The sequence below is a fragment of the Paraburkholderia silviterrae genome, from assembly GCF_004353915.1.
Lineage (GTDB): Bacteria > Pseudomonadota > Gammaproteobacteria > Burkholderiales > Burkholderiaceae > Paraburkholderia > Paraburkholderia silviterrae.
This window is the reverse complement of the sequence record NZ_SMRP01000010.1, coordinates 143,464-157,888: the sequence shown is the minus strand read 5'-3', so window position 1 is coordinate 157,888 and position 14,425 is coordinate 143,464. Positions and strand designations below refer to the sequence as shown.

Below are 14,425 nucleotides of genomic sequence, written 5' to 3'. Positions count from 1 at the left end.
GACGCGAGCTGGCACCTGCACAGAATTCGCGCACCGGTATCGAATGATGCTTGGGGGATCCCGCTATGGCGGCGGCGCTACCTGGCCGCCGCCCTGTTGGGATGTTGAGGTCGCGTTGTGGCCTGTTACGCCGTGGCTGAAACGCGCGGGCGGTTGACGATCTGGTTGTCCTTGCCCTGCACCAGCGTGGTCAGGGCAAAGTTGAACTCGATATCCTTGTACGTGTCGGCCTTCAGGCCCAGCGCCGTACCGCCGGTTTTTTCCACGACGGCAGGAATCAGCTCCTCGCGGGTGGCGTAGGCGAAGTCGTCCCAGATCAGCGGATCGCCTTCGATATTGAATTGCGTGGTGAGCTTGCGGTGGCTATCGCTGGTGACGAAGAAGTGCACGTGCGCGGGACGGTTGCCATGACGGGCAATCTCATCCAGCAGTTGCTGGGTCGCGCCCTGCGGAGGACAGCCGTAGCCCACCGGCATCAGCGTACGGAATTCGTACTTGCCGTCGGCGCCGGTCTTTACCGCGCCGCGCAGGTTGAACTCGCTCTGCGCGCCCGTAGGGTCGAAGTGCGAGTAGAAGCCCTTCGAATTGGCATGCCAGCATTCCACTACCGCGCCTGCAACCGGCTTGCCGTCCGGACCCGTCACCGTGCCGTGGATGACGAGCGGGCCTGCGTCCGCGTCAGGATTGAGGTCGATCTTCGACACGCCGTCGCGCAGCGGCGCGCCGGCCACATACAGCGGGCCTTCGATGGTGCGCGGCGTACCGCCTTCGATGCCGACCGCCTTGTCCGCTGCGTCCATGCGGATGTCGAGGTACTTCTCGAGACCCAGGCCCGCAGCGAGGAGCGCGGCTTCGCCGTCCTTGCCGAGCTTGTTCAGGTAGTTGATGCCGGCCCAGACTTCATCGGGCGTGATGTCGAGATCGTCGATGGCCTTGAACAGGTCGCCCAGCAGACGATTGAGAACCTGTTTGAAACGGGGGTTGCCGCCCGCGCCGCCGAGATTGGTGGCTGCTTTGAGCAGATCCTGGACTTCCTTGCTGTCGAATACCTTCGCGCTCATGGCTACTGTCTCCACTTCGTTATCTGCTGGGAAAAATGTCCCGGGTTTCTCTCGCCGCCACAAACCGGAGTTCTCATGCTCCGAAGGTATAATGAGTTGCGGCGATTGCTGTGAGAGAAGCATAGTTGGGCGGCGGCAGGCGCGTCCAACACTGATTTAGTATCAGGACCATATCCAGCAGGTATGAACATGGAGCTGAGACACCTGCGCTACTTCGTGGCCGTGGCCGAAGAGCGCAATTTCACGCGCGCCGCCCAGCGGCTGCACATCGCGCAGCCGCCGCTCTCGCGGCAAATCCAGCAGCTCGAGGAGATGCTGGGCGTGCAACTCTTCGAGCGCGATTCGCGCCCGCTCAAGCTCACCGACACCGGCCGCTTCTTCTATCAGCACGCGGTGCAGCTGCTCGCGCAGACTGCCGAGCTCGAGTCCATGACGCGGCGCGTGGGCAAGATCGAGCGCAGTCTTTCGGTGGGTTTCGTCGCCTCGACGCTTTACGGCATGCTGCCGAAAATCATCCGGCGTTATCGTCAGGAGAATGGCGCAGTCGAATTGAGCCTCGTCGAAATGACGACGATGGAGCAGATCAAGGCCCTCAAGGAGGGCCGCATCGACGTGGGGTTCGGGCGCATCCGCCTCGAGGATCCGAGCATTCGCCGCGTGGTGCTGCGCGAGGAACGCCTGATCGTCGCGCTGCCGCTCGGGCACCCGCTCATCGAGGCCAAGGCGCTGCTGTCGCTGCGCGACGTGGTCAACGAGACCCTCATCATTTACCCGAAGCACCCGCGCCCCAGCTATGCGGACCAGGTGCTCGCGGCCTTTCACGATCGGGCGCTCGAACCGCAGCGCGTTTATGAGGCGCGCGAGTTGCAGATCGCGCTCGGCCTCGTGGCAGCGGGCGAAGGTATCTCGATCGTGCCCAGCAGCGTCTATGGTCTCAAGCGCGACGACGTCTCGTACAAGGATCTCGACGACGCGAATCTCGTCTCGCCCATCATCATGAGCATGCGCATGCTCGACGAATCCGAGGACGTGCGCCGCATGCTCGACCTCATCTACGTGCTCTATGAAGAAGGCAAGATGGAGCACCTCGCGCCGCCGGAGCGCTAAGCCAGTACCCGCCGGCACCATACCCGGCGAGTATCGATTTAGACATTTTCGGTGTTGGACATGCCGATCGAACGGCCTGCATACTCGGCTCAAATCACTTGACCCAATCTGCCAGGTATGAACGCAACCGTAAGCTCCGTTGAAGCGATCCTCGTGGATCTGCCGACCATTCGCGCCCACCAGCTCGCAATGGCCACCATGCAGCAGCAGACGCTCGTCATTGTCAGATTGCGCTGCAGCGACGGCATCGAAGGCATCGGCGAGGCCACCACCATCGGCGGCCTCTCGTATGGCGACGAAAGCCCCGAAGGCATCAAGCTCACCATCGACACCTATCTCGCGCCCGCGCTCAAAGGTGTGGACGCAACCAATGTGCACGCGGCCATGGCCCGGCTCGACAAGGTCGCGCGCGGCAACCGCTTCGCAAAGTGCGCGCTGGAAACAGCGCTGCTCGACGCGCAGGGCAAGCGCCTGGGCGTTTCGCTCTCCACGCTGCTCGGCGGCGCGGTGCGCACCGCCTTGCCCACGCTGTGGACGCTCGCAAGCGGCGACACGCAGCGCGATATCGAGGAAGCCGAGCGCTGGCTCGCCGAGCGCCGCCACGACACCTTCAAGCTCAAGATCGGCCGGCGCAGCGTACGCGAAGACGTGGCGCACGTGTCGGCCATCAAGCGCGCGCTGGGCGAGCGTGCCCGCGTGACCGTGGACGTCAATCAGGCGTGGAACGAAGCCGAGGCCGCAACCGGCATCGCCATGCTCGAAGCGGCCGGCATCGACCTGATCGAGCAGCCGGTGCCGCGCGAGCAGCGCGCGGCGCTCGCGCGGCTGGCAGCACGCTTCGTCGTGCCGATCATGGCCGATGAAACGCTGATGGGGCCCGAGGACGCCATCGACCTCGTGCGCGGCGCGTGCGCCGACGTGTTCGCGCTTAAGATCATGAAGTCGGGCGGTCTCTACGGCACGCTGCGCACCGCCGCCGTGGGCGACGCGGGCGGCATGGCGCTCTACGGCGGTACGATGCTCGAAGGCAGCGTGGGCACGCTCGCGGCGGCGCATTGCTTTGCGACGCTGCCAAGGCTTGCGTGGGGCACGGAGCTGTTCGGGCCGTTGCTCGTGAAGGACGATGTTGTGGTCGAGCGGCCCGCGTATCGCGACTTCTGCCTGCATCTGCCGGATGGCCCCGGGCTTGGTGTCGCGCTCGACGAAGACAAGCTGGCGCATTATCGTCGCGACAAGCCGCGTGCGAGCGTCGCGACTTCCTGATTACTTTAATTGACTGAGGATCGAACGATGCTGTTTCTGGTACGTATGGATGTGCACATCCCCACCGACATGCCCGCCGCGCAAGCCGACGAGATCAAGGCGCGCGAAAAGGCCTACTCGCAGGATCTGCAGCGACAAGGCAAATGGCAGGCGCTCTATCGCGTGGTGGGCGAATACGCGAACTACAGCGTCTTCGACGTGGAGTCGAACGACGAGCTGCACACGCTGCTTTCCGGGCTGCCGCTCTTCCCGTATATGAAGGTGCACGTCACGCCGCTCGCAAAGCACCCCTCTTCCATCCGCTGATCTTTCCTTGCGCCGCGCGCGGGAAGCTTCACGAGCGCGGTGGCGAAGCTACGAAGCGAGCCGCTGCGCGGAGAAGCGCAGCCCGTCGAACAGCTTCGCGGCCACGCGCTCCGGAAACCCCTCCGGCAACGTGGCAGTCACCTCGTCGATGACTGCCGGGGTGCGCGCGACCAGACGCTCGATAATCGGCGCGGCATCGGGGCCGTAGTGGCACAGCTGCGCCGTGGCATCGAAATGCGCGCGCTTCACGTCGCGCATGCGATAGTGCCGGCTCTTGCCCCACACCGCCATCGCCAGCGTGGCCTTGTGCCACGACCATTGATTGCCGCCATCGCCTTCCACCGGCCAGATCGACATGACGTCGTAGAGCGGCGCGAGCTGGAAGCGACCGCCCGGCAAGAGGCGCAGGCTGAAATTCTTCGCATGGCCATCGGGCGCGGCCAGCATCCAAAAGGCGATCTGCGCGGTGAGGAAGGTTTCGATGTCTTCGCGCGCGGCCTGCGATTGGCGCAGGAGCTCAGAGATCTCGCGCACGCCAGGGCCGCCCTGGGATTCGTACTTGAAGTGCGGCGGAACGCCGAGCGCCTGGCAAAAATCTTCTTGTGGCAAACGCAGCAGCGCGCCGCTGCGCGAAACGGCGCGGTCGAAGCGCTCGACCGCCAGCACTTTCTGCGCGCCGAATGTGACGATGCGCGCCGATGAAACCGGCAATCCATAGGCCTTGAGCAAGGCAAGGCAGAGCCACTCGTTCTCCACCGAGGTAAGAAAGTCCACCTTGCGATGGCCGATCAGGCCGAGCGGCAGCTTGAGAATGTGGGTGGTGGGCGTGGCGCCGTGCGGCAGATGCCAGCGGCCCTCGTGATAGAGCAGCGCGGTCTTTTCCTGCGCGCCCGCGAGCGATATGCGCAACTCTTCGTCGGGCGCGCCCGTGCCGCCCGGCAGCGCGCCCGAGGTTTCGAGCAGGAGCCGCTCGATAGCGGCATCGTCGAGTGGCGTGCCCTCGATATGGTCGATGCGCTCGGGCGTCTCGTCCTCGACCAGCAGTTGCACCGCACCCACGCAATCGCGTCCGATCGCCTTGAGCAGATCGAACGCACCGAGCGAGTCGGTGCTAAAGCGCGCCGCGATGCGCCTGCGAATCTGTGTGCTGTCGGGCAGCAGATTGTCGAAGTAGTTATAGACGCGCGCGCCGCGCAGCGGCCGCTCGCCCACGCCGAATGGCAGCGAGAGCGAAAGCGGCCGCCCCGCCGCCGAAGCCTTCCACGCCGGGTCGTAGCGCAGCTCGGTCTCGCCCGTTGGAGGGAGCGTCCATGTGCCGACACGCTCGCCGTTGGCCCAGATCGAGAGCGTGCGCGAGTGCGATTTGCGCCCCATCGCCTACCACTCCGGCTGGTCTTCGCGCGCCTCGTAGAGCTCTCCCTGGTCGCGCGATTGCACGCACAGTTCGAGGTCGTAGAGCGCGAACAACGCGAGCATCTGGTTCAGCGAGATGCTGGCCGTGCCGGTGGTTTCGAGCGCGGACAGACGCGGCTGCCCGATGCCGAGCGATGCGGCCGCCTGGGCCTGGGTCATGCCGCACGCCTTTCTGGCCGACTGCAGGATCTCGGCGAGTCCCGTCGGCGTATGGACGATGATCTTCATGGGATATTCCTGTGAAGCATAAATCGATTATATGCCTGTAGACGATATTTTGCCAATATCGCTTACAGGCATAAACAGGAAATATCACCATAGCCAATATTGCGCCGATCTCCTCCAATCCGCACGCCAGCGGCGTTGGACACCTCCGCGCCGGGCGTCGCTACGCCGGGCGTAGTTACGCCGCGCGTCGCTACGCCGGGCGTCGCTACACTCACGCGGGCGTGGCCACCTCATGCCGGAACGCCGCGCCCGCGTGACGTTCCGGCAGTGTGTCGCCCGCGCCAAACAGCTTGTGGCGCAGCGTGCCCGCCTCGTACGCGGTCTTGTAGAGACCGCGATTTTGCAACTCTGGAACGACCAGATCGACGAAATCCTCATAGCTCTCCGGCACCACGGTGCGGCTCAGGTTGAAGCCATCCACGCCGGCCTCTTCCACCCACGCCTGCAGTTCGTCCGCGACCTGCGCCGCACTGCCGACGATCGCCGGATATCGCCCGCCCAACTCGAACATCTCCAGCAGCGCGCGGCGCGTCCAGCCTTGCTGCTTCGCCGTGCGCGAGGCCGATTCGATCGCATTGCCTCCGGCGTAGTCGACCGGTGCGTCGAGATCGTATTGCGCGTAGTCGACGCCCGTGCTCGCCGCGAAATGCGCGAGCCCGGCCTCGCGGCTCGCATAGTGGCGATAGTCGGCGTACTTCTCGCGCGCCTCGCGCTCGGTCGCGCCCGGCACCACCGCGGCGCCGACGAACACCTTCACGTCATCGGGGCGCCTTCCGGCGCGCACCACTTGCTCGCGCAGCGCGCGCACGGTCTCGCGTCCCACCGCTCGATTGGGCGGCGAGATGAACACACATTCGGCGTGGCGCGCGGCAAAGCGCTGCCCGCGTCCCGAGCTGCCCGCCTGGAACAGCACCGGTGTGCGTTGCGGCGAAGGCTCGGCGAGATGGTAGCCGTCGACGTTGTAATAGCGCCCCGCGTGCCGCACGCGATGGACCTTCGCGGGATCCGCGTACACGCGCGCCGCCTTGTCGCGCAGCACCGCGTCCGCTTCCCAGCTGCCTTCCCACAGCTTGTAGAGCACCTCCAGATATTCGTCGGCACGCTCGTAGCGCTCGTCGTGCGGCAACTGCTGCGGCACGCCCATGGCACGCGCCGCGCTGTCCAGATAGCCGGTCACGATGTTCCAGCCAATGCGCCCCTGGGTGAGGTGATCGAGCGTGGAAAAGCGCCGCGCGAGCAGATACGGCGCCTCATATGAGAGATTCACCGTCACGCCGAAGCCCAGATGCTGCGTAACGGCCGCCATGGCGGGCACTAGTAGCGTGGGGTCGTTCACCGGCAACTGGATCGACTCGCGCAGCGTCACATCGACATTGCGTAGATACACGTCGTAGACGCCCACAATATCCGCGAGAAAGAGCCCGTCGAAGAGACCGCGTTCGAGCGTGCGCGCGAGATCGGTCCAATACGCCAGTTGCCGGTAGTCGGTCGAGCGGTCGCGCGGATGCGTCCACAGCCCATGATTGATATGGCCCACGCAATTCATGTTGAACGCGTTGAGCAGAATCTTCTTGTCCGGTTTGGCCATCACAAGGCTCCGTGCCGTGGCGGCAGCACATCGTTCAGATAGAAGTTGCCGACCGCGTGATACTTCCAGCGCACGGGGTCGTGCAGTGTGTGCGTGCGCGCGTTGCGCCAGAAACGGTCGAGCCCGAGACCGTCGAGCGTGGCCGCCGTGCCTGCCAGCTCGAAAAGGCGCGAGCCTGCCTCGAGCGAAACCGTCGTGGTGAGCGCGCGCGCTTCGGCCACGGCAATCGATGCCTCGGCTACCGTGCGCTCGTCCGGCGCAGCCTGTGCGGCGTCCACGTAGCGGCCCGCGCGGCGCACCAGCGCCTCGGCAGCGGACAGACGTGCAGAGAGATCGCCGAATTGCGCCAGCGTGAGCGGATCGTCGGCGGCACGCTCGACCTTCGCGTCGATCCACGGGCGCGAGTGCTCGCGCACGAACTGGAGCGCCGCTTCGAAGGCGCCGCGCGCCTGCCCGAGATCGATGGCCGCGTGAAGGATCTGCGCGACTGGCCCGATGGTCGTCGGCCGCTCGAACGACGCCTGGAATGGCACGATCCATTCCTGCTCGACGCGCACGTCGTCGAACTGCACCGAGCCGCTGCCCGTCACGCGCTGGCCGAAGCCGTCCCAGTCATCCGTGATCGTCACGCCCGGCGCCCCGCGCGGCACGAACGCGAGATACGTCACGTCGCGGCCCGCTTCCTCGCTCACCACCAGCGTGGGAATCCAATGCGTGTAGAGCGCGCCTGTGCAATAGAACTTGCGGCCGTCGACGCGCCAGCCGTGTGCATCGCGCGAAAGGCGCGTGCGGCGCTGGAAATCCTTGTGGCCGATCTCGGCCAGCGCATTGCCGAAGCGCTCGCCCGCAAGCACGCGAGCGTAAAAGAAACGCTGCTGCTGCGCGCTCCCACCCACGCGCAGCACTTCGAGCGCGTAAAAATGATCCTGCGGAATCTGCCCAAGCGAGCCGTCCGCCGCGGCTATGGTCGCCGTCACCTCGGCGAGCGTGCCGCTCTTCACGCCCGGGCCACCATGTTCGCGCGGCACCGTGATCGTCCACAGGCCGCTCGCGACGAACGCATCGAGTTCGGCCCAGGGCAAACGGCGCTCGCGGTCGCGCAGCGCCGCGTCCTGTGCAAATGCACTCGCAAGACGTTGCGCGGTGGCAATCGCGTTTGCGTCGTCCTCGATGCGCGCCGGTGGATTCGAAGGCGCGTGCGCGCGCCGCGGTTCGCCCGTCTGGCCAGGCGGCTCCAGAAGCGTGGAAGAAATCTCGACGTTCATGCTTCAGTTCCCTTCAGTATTCATACGATGCTTCATCAATTCCATGAATGTCGCGCGGGCAGCGCGCCGTTCAGGTGATAGTTGCCAAGCAGATGCAGCTTCCAGCGCACGGGGTCGTGCAGCGTATGCGTGCGCGCGTTGCGCCAGTGCCGGTCGAGGTTGTGTGTGGCGCGCGTGGCTGAGGAGCCAGCGAGCTCGAAGAGCTTTTCGCTCGCCTCCAGCGCGATGCGCGTGGTCAGCACTTTTGCGCGCGCCACGGCTACCGAGGCGCGTGCGCTCGCTTCGGCACTGAGTCCATCGCCGAACGCATCTGCGGCGAGCCCATCGAGCGTGCGGCCCGCTTCGAGCAACACTTCGTGCGCCGCGTGCAGATCGATTTGCAGCCGCCCAATGTCGGCGATGATGTACGGGTCGTCCGCCGCGCGGGCCACACCCGAATCCACCCACGGCCGGGCACGCTCGCGCACGAAGCTCAGCGCGTCTGCGACAGCCGCTTGCGCGATGCCCTGATCGATTGCCGCCTGGATCAATTGCGAAGTGGGTCCGTACAGGCCCGGACGGTCCGCGAGCTGCCAGATCGGCAGCACGTCTTCGGGATCGATGGCAACGTTGTCGAAACGCACGGTACCGCTTGCCGTCGTGCGTTGTCCGAACGAACTCCAGTCGTCGATCACCGCGAGACCGCACGCGTCGCGCGGCACCCAGACCTGCACGGCGCGCCCGTCCTCATCGATGGCGCGCGTGGGCACGCGGTGCGCGAACAGTGCACCCGTCGAGTAAAAGCGCTCGCCATGCAGCCTCAAGCCTTCGGGTGTTGCCGACAAACGCGTCGCGCCTTGCAGGATCGTGGCCGAAGCGGCGGAGCGACGTTCGGGCCCGGCATTGCCAAGGCGTTGCCCCGCCAGCACTTCGCCGTAAAAGCGCGCCTGTTGCGCGGACGTACCGATCTCGCGCAGGATACCCAGCACGCCGAAGTGATTTTGGGGAATCTGCCCGAATGCAGGATCGGCTGCGCAGAGCACCACGAATACTTCGGCGAGCGTCGCGTACGAAACATCGGCGCCGCCGAATGCGCGCGGCACGGTAATCGCGCCGAGACCGCTCTCGGACCAGCTATCGAGCTCGTCCCACGGCAGCGTGCGTTCGCGATCGCGTTGCGAGGCACCGGGGGCTATGGTTTGCGCGAGAGTATGTGCTGCCGCGAGCGCTTCGGCATCGTTCGCGATGCGCCGCACACGGCGCGGATCGGAAAGCCGCGGCAGACGCGCCGCGGCGTTGGAGAATTCACTAGTCGGCATGGCGATTCGAACTGATCGGGTTAGCGTCCCGCTCGCGCCATGCGGCGCCGGGCGGGTCCCGCTAATCATTTGAACAGCGCAACGCGCAATCCCCTACTAGTTAATCCACGATTGCATATGACGTTTCTGGCTATGCGCGCATGCACGCCGGGCAATCGTCTGGCCGTGCCTGTTTGGCGCTGGCCGGACGGTAGTCTTCGCTGTCGATATCGTAGCCCGAAGGCTCCCAGCGAATCGCAAGCAACACGAGCAATGACGCGAGCGGCGCAATCGCGATCACCCAGAACACCTTCGTGCCGAGCGCCGCCGCCAGCACCGGAAAGAGAAACAGCGAAACGGTGGACGCCGAGCGCACCAGCGTCTGATTCAAGCCCACGCCAATGCCGCGCAGCGAGGTCGGATAGCTGAGCGAGGCATACGTCATAGAATGCGAGCCGGGCCCGAATCCCTGAGCGAACAGATACGCCCCCAGCAACACGATGGCGAGCGCGACGAACACCCCGCTCGACGGATGGCCGATCAGCGCAAGGCCAACCAGCGCGCCCACCTGCAGCGCGTGCCCTAGCACGGTCATCTTCCACGCCCCCACCGTGGGCGCGGTGCGCACGCCGATCAAGCCGCCCACGAACGCGAACAGCAGATTGAGCAGCAGCGAAGCGACGATGGTGGTGAGCGGCCCCTGCTGCAGGAAACTCGCAATGATCACGGGCAGGCCGAAGATGATCGCGTTATAGCCGAACGAGGACGCCGCGCCTATGGTCGCCGCGAGTATCGTGCGGCGTCGGTAAGTGGCGTTGAACAGCACGCCATAGTTGCGCCACGAAGCGGAGCGCGGCGCGTGTGCGGGCACTGGAGCGCTCGCCGCCTCGCCCACGTTGCGCTCGACCACGGCATCCACACCCCAGGACTGCTTCAGGATGCGGGCAGCCCCTTCAAGATCGCCTTGATTCGCGGCCCACACCGGCGACTCGCTGATATAGCGGTGCCGCACGAGAATGATGGCGATGGCCGGCACCGCGCCGAACGCGAGCGTCAGGCGCCAGAGCCAGCCCGAATGATGTGCGGGCAGCACCGCGTAGAGCGCGAGTATCAGCAGATAGCACGTGCTCGTGGCCGCGTACCACGCGGGGCACCATGCCGCGACGCTCGCCGCCTTGTTGCCGCGCCCGGACACGCGCGAGAACTCCGCGAGGAACGCCATCGCCACCGGCAAGTCGAGCCCCACGCCGAAGCCCATCAGGAAGCGCGCGCCGCCGAGCACCCACGCATTGGGTGCAAGACCCGCGACTATTGCGGCAACGACAAAGAACAGCATGTCAGCCATGAAGACGCGATAGCGCCCGATGCGGTCGGTGAGATAGCCGCCGAACAGCGCCCCAAGGATCGCGCCAAACGCGATCGCAGCGGAAACGAAACCCACCTGCGCGGGCGAGAGCGCGAATTCGCGCGCGATGTCCTTTACGCCATACGCGAGTGAGGTGAGATCGTAGGCGTCGAGAAACACTCCGCCCAGTGCGATCGCGATCACGGCGCGCGTCTTGCTACCTTGCGCAGGGCCTGCGTTGACGATGCGCGCGACGTCTTCGGCAGAACGGATAACGAGGTGCGGATGAACGGTATCGGTGGCGGCAGCGGCGCGCGCGTCGATGCCGCCGTCGCGCGAAGGAAAGGCTATGGTGGACATGAGCGAAACCCGTATGAATGGCGTTCGCAGCATCGTAGACATAGCCCGGCACGCGGCAAAACGACGTTTTCGTATATGCTTTGCGCCCGTTGCGAAAACCGGCATGCAAGCCGCCCACCCGCGCTATGCGCTTGCCGTGCAGTGCTTATCGGCGCACATGCAATAAACATTGCGCTCGAAATTGTTTGGCCATGGCGCGGGCGCCCTCTAGCATCGCCACATCTTTCACCACCTCACGGGCACACGCATGAACAAGAACAAGAGAACACTGTTGGCAACGGGGCTTGCCTCGCTCGCGCTCATCGCCGGCGCAACGCTCATGCAGTCCGCACAGGCAGCGCAAACCGTGCGCGTAGGCATCATGTCGGGCGAAGACGAGGATGTCTGGCGCGTGGTGGCCGCCAATGCCGCCCAGCACGGCATCGAGGTCAAGGTGAGCACCTTCTCCGACTATACGCAGCCCAACGAGGCGCTCACCGAGCACGACCTCGACGCCAATGCGTTCCAGCACAAACCCTATCTGGACGCGCAAGTCGCAGCCCGCCACTACGCGATCGTGCCCGTGGGCTTCACCTACGTGCAGCCGATTGGCCTTTATTCGCGCAAACATTCTTCGGTTTCGGCACTGCCGACGGGCGCGACCATCGGCGTGCCGAACGATCCGAGCAACGAGGGCCGCGCGTTGTTGCTGCTGCAGTCGCAGGGTCTCATCACGCTGCGCAGCGACGTTGGCCTGCTTCCCACCGTGCGCGACATCGCAAGCAATCCGAAGCAACTCAAGATCAAGGAACTCGACGCGGGCATCGTTGGGCGTGCGATCGGCGACCTGGACGCCGCCGTGGTCAACACCGACTGGGCGATCAAGGCCGGCATCCGCATTCCGCAAGAGCGCATCGCGCAGGAAAAGGTGGACGGCAGCCCGTACCGCAACTTCATCGCCGTCAACGAGAAGGACGCGAATGCACCCTGGGTGCGCACGCTCGTCGCCAGCTATCAGCAGCCGAACGTCGCCGCCAGGATCCGCGCCGTCTATCACGGCGCCACCCTGCCCGCCTGGAGCGGCGCGCCGCAGCAATAACTGTGCGCGCAGGCGGCACCCGCTAGCAGCCCAAGCGGCAAAACCGGTTTTCGCCCTACACTGCAAGGCATCGGCCGCGAGCCGCGTCAGCGGACTCCGGCCCCCGATTCCCGCCTGCAAGGAGTGCCACCATGCACACGAATACCGTGAAAATTCCCGGACCGGACCATCCCATCACGATTGAGCCCAGCCCGTTGCGCGTAGTCGTGAAGGTCGCGGGCAAGACCGTTGCCGATACGCGCCGGGCGCTGATGCTGCGCGAGGCGAACTACCCGGCAGTGTTCTACGTGCCGCGCGAAGACACCGACATGTCGCTGCTCGCACGCACGGACCATGCCACTTATTGCCCTTACAAGGGCAACTGCAGCTACTACTCGATCGTGCCTGGCGGCGAGCGCTCGATCAACGCCGTGTGGACCTACGAGTCGCCACATGACGCCGTCGCGCAAATCAAGGACCACCTGGCCTTCTATCACGACCGGGTGGACTCCATCGAGGAACTGGACGCCTGAACAAACCAGCGCAGCGCCGGCACGCGGGCTTCCGGTAGACCCTCAGCGCGCCTTTTGCGCCGCGGGCACGCCGATCAGCAACGCCACGCCGCTCGCCACCAGCAGCGCGGTCAGCACGTACAGCGCGTTGTCCATGCTGCCCGTATGCGTCTTGATGAGCCCGATCGCCCACGGGCTCACGATCCCGCTCGTGATGCCGATGCTGCTGATGAGCGCGATGCCCGCAGCGGCCGCCTTGCCCGTGAGGTAGGCGGACGGCACCGCCCAGAAGATCGGCAACGCGGCGAAGATCAGCACGGCGGCCACCGAGAGAATCGCCATCATTGCGGCAAAGCTCGCCAGGTGCAGCGTGAGCAACGACAGCGCGATGCCGCCGCCGATGGTGCATGCCGCGAAATGCCAGCGGCGCTCGCCACGCCGGTCGGAGCGGCGCGCGATCAGCATGAGGCCCACTGCGCCCACCGCGTTCGGAATCACGGTATAGAGGCTGATCGCCAGCACGTCGTGCACGCCGAAGTCGCGGATCATCAGCGGCATCCAGAAGTTGAGCGTGAGCGAAGCGCAGGTCAGCGAAAAATAAATGAACGCAAATAGATAGACGCGGGGATTGGACAGCGCGGTGCCGAACGAGCGCGACGAATGTGACGAATGCGGCGCCGGCGCTGCCGCGTTAGAGTCCGTGCGTGCGCCCATGGTTACGCCGTCGCGCTGCGCAAGCAAGTGGGCCTTTTCCGCATCGCTGAGCCAACGCGCCTGCTCCGGGCCATCGACGAGCCAGAGCGCCGCCATCAGACCGAGCAGCACGGCGGGCACGCCCTCGATCGCGAACATCCAGCGCCAGCCTTCCAGCCCCATCACGCCGCCCATGTCGCGCATGATCCAGCCCGAGACCAGTCCGCCCAGCACGCCCGCCACCGCGACGCCCGCGAAGAAGATCGAGAACACCGCGGCGCGCCGGCGCGCAGGAAACCAGTAGGTCAGATACAGCACGATGCCCGGAAAGAAGCCCGCTTCGAATACGCCGAGCAGGAAACGCAGCGCGTAGAAGTGCGTGGGCGTATGCACGAACATCATGCAGGTCGACGCGATCCCCCACAGCAGCATGATGCGCATGAACGTGCGGCGCGCGCCAAAACGCGCGAGCAGCATATTGCTGGGCACTTCGCACAGCACATACCCCACGTAGAAGATGGCGGCGCCGAGCCCGTACATGGCATCGCTGAAGCCGAGATCGTGCTTCATCTGCAACTGCGCGAAGCCGATGTTGATGCGATCGAGGAACGACACGACATAGCAGACAAACAAAAACGGAATGACATGCCACGAGACTTTGCGGTAGAGCAGGTCGTCGCTGGTTGGGGACATGCCCGTCTGGGACATGCCCGTTTGGGACATGCCCGTTTGGGACGCGGCGGCGAGCGGCGCGAGCGTGGGGTCGGACGCGCGGTCCGTGATGATCGATTGCGGCATGTGCCTGTCTCCAAACTTTGGGGGGAGATCAGCGCCACGCGGATCTCCGTTTAGTGGCGTCTGGCGCGCCTTGGGAACGACTCGATGAATGCTCCGGCAACTCCAGCCCCTGACTCGGGGGCAAGCAAATGCCGCATCGCAGCATGCCTGCA

Annotated in this window: 13 protein-coding genes; 5 read left to right on the top strand and 8 right to left on the bottom strand. The window is 65.2% G+C overall.

Features of this window, described 5'->3' with window-relative positions; all coding sequences use genetic code 11:
- Nucleotides 1-125: 125 nt before the first annotated feature.
- Nucleotides 126-1,061 carry a catechol 1,2-dioxygenase gene (gene catA, locus EYW47_RS20725; protein ID WP_133196706.1) on the bottom strand — a complete coding sequence of 312 codons (936 nt, stop codon included), beginning with the start codon at nt 1,059-1,061 and terminating at the stop codon, nt 126-128.
- Nucleotides 1,062-1,250: 189 nt separating this feature from the next.
- Between catA and EYW47_RS20720 the strand changes: the two genes are divergently transcribed.
- The 3 genes from EYW47_RS20720 (at nt 1,251) to catC (ending at nt 3,737) form a co-directional block, all read left to right on the top strand.
- Entirely contained in the window at nt 1,251-2,168 is a 918-nt protein-coding gene (locus EYW47_RS20720) for a LysR family transcriptional regulator (RefSeq protein ID WP_133196705.1), read from the top strand.
- Between the two features lie 117 nt (nt 2,169-2,285).
- Entirely contained in the window at nt 2,286-3,431 is a 1,146-nt protein-coding gene (locus tag EYW47_RS20715; protein WP_133196704.1) for a muconate/chloromuconate family cycloisomerase, read from the top strand.
- A gap of 27 nt (nt 3,432-3,458) precedes the next feature.
- A complete protein-coding gene (gene catC / locus EYW47_RS20710; protein WP_133196703.1) occupies nt 3,459-3,737 on the top strand; it encodes a muconolactone Delta-isomerase in 279 nt (92 codons plus the stop codon).
- A gap of 48 nt (nt 3,738-3,785) precedes the next feature.
- On the opposite strand, the gene EYW47_RS20705 is transcribed toward catC, so the two are convergent.
- The 6 genes from EYW47_RS20705 to EYW47_RS20680 form a co-directional block, all read right to left on the bottom strand.
- On the bottom strand, nt 3,786-5,111 hold the full coding sequence (locus tag EYW47_RS20705) for a type II toxin-antitoxin system HipA family toxin (protein WP_133196702.1): 1,326 nt from the start codon (nt 5,109-5,111) through the stop codon (nt 3,786-3,788).
- A gap of 3 nt (nt 5,112-5,114) precedes the next feature.
- Complete coding sequence (locus tag EYW47_RS20700; protein WP_133196701.1) at nt 5,115-5,378, bottom strand: helix-turn-helix domain-containing protein; 264 nt, start codon at nt 5,376-5,378, stop codon at nt 5,115-5,117.
- A 211-nt stretch (nt 5,379-5,589) separates the two neighbouring features.
- Nucleotides 5,590-6,966 carry an LLM class flavin-dependent oxidoreductase gene (locus tag EYW47_RS20695; RefSeq protein ID WP_133196700.1) on the bottom strand — a complete coding sequence of 459 codons (1,377 nt, stop codon included), beginning with the start codon at nt 6,964-6,966 and terminating at the stop codon, nt 5,590-5,592.
- Nucleotides 6,966-8,231: an SfnB family sulfur acquisition oxidoreductase gene (locus tag EYW47_RS20690; RefSeq protein ID WP_133196699.1), complete on the bottom strand. Its 1,266-nt coding sequence runs from the start codon at nt 8,229-8,231 to the stop codon at nt 6,966-6,968. The genes EYW47_RS20695 and EYW47_RS20690 overlap by 1 nt, the downstream gene beginning before the upstream one ends.
- A 35-nt stretch (nt 8,232-8,266) precedes the next feature.
- Nucleotides 8,267-9,529: an SfnB family sulfur acquisition oxidoreductase gene (locus EYW47_RS20685; protein WP_133196698.1), complete on the bottom strand. Its 1,263-nt coding sequence runs from the start codon at nt 9,527-9,529 to the stop codon at nt 8,267-8,269.
- A 130-nt stretch (nt 9,530-9,659) separates the two neighbouring features.
- Nucleotides 9,660-11,213: an MFS transporter gene (locus EYW47_RS20680; protein WP_133196697.1), complete on the bottom strand. Its 1,554-nt coding sequence runs from the start codon at nt 11,211-11,213 to the stop codon at nt 9,660-9,662.
- 247 nt (nt 11,214-11,460) lie between these two features.
- On the opposite strand from EYW47_RS20680, the gene EYW47_RS20675 reads away from it, so the two are divergent.
- Nucleotides 11,461-12,291, top strand: coding sequence for a MetQ/NlpA family ABC transporter substrate-binding protein (locus tag EYW47_RS20675; RefSeq protein ID WP_133196696.1), 831 nt, complete (start codon nt 11,461-11,463; stop codon nt 12,289-12,291).
- A gap of 131 nt (nt 12,292-12,422) precedes the next feature.
- Nucleotides 12,423-12,803: a DUF427 domain-containing protein gene (locus EYW47_RS20670; protein ID WP_133196695.1), complete on the top strand. Its 381-nt coding sequence runs from the start codon at nt 12,423-12,425 to the stop codon at nt 12,801-12,803.
- Nucleotides 12,804-12,845: 42 nt separating this feature from the next.
- Here EYW47_RS20670 and EYW47_RS20665 read toward each other — a convergent pair whose 3' ends face one another.
- Entirely contained in the window at nt 12,846-14,273 is a 1,428-nt protein-coding gene (locus tag EYW47_RS20665; RefSeq protein WP_133196694.1) for an MFS transporter, read from the bottom strand.
- Nucleotides 14,274-14,425: the final 152 nt, after the last annotated feature.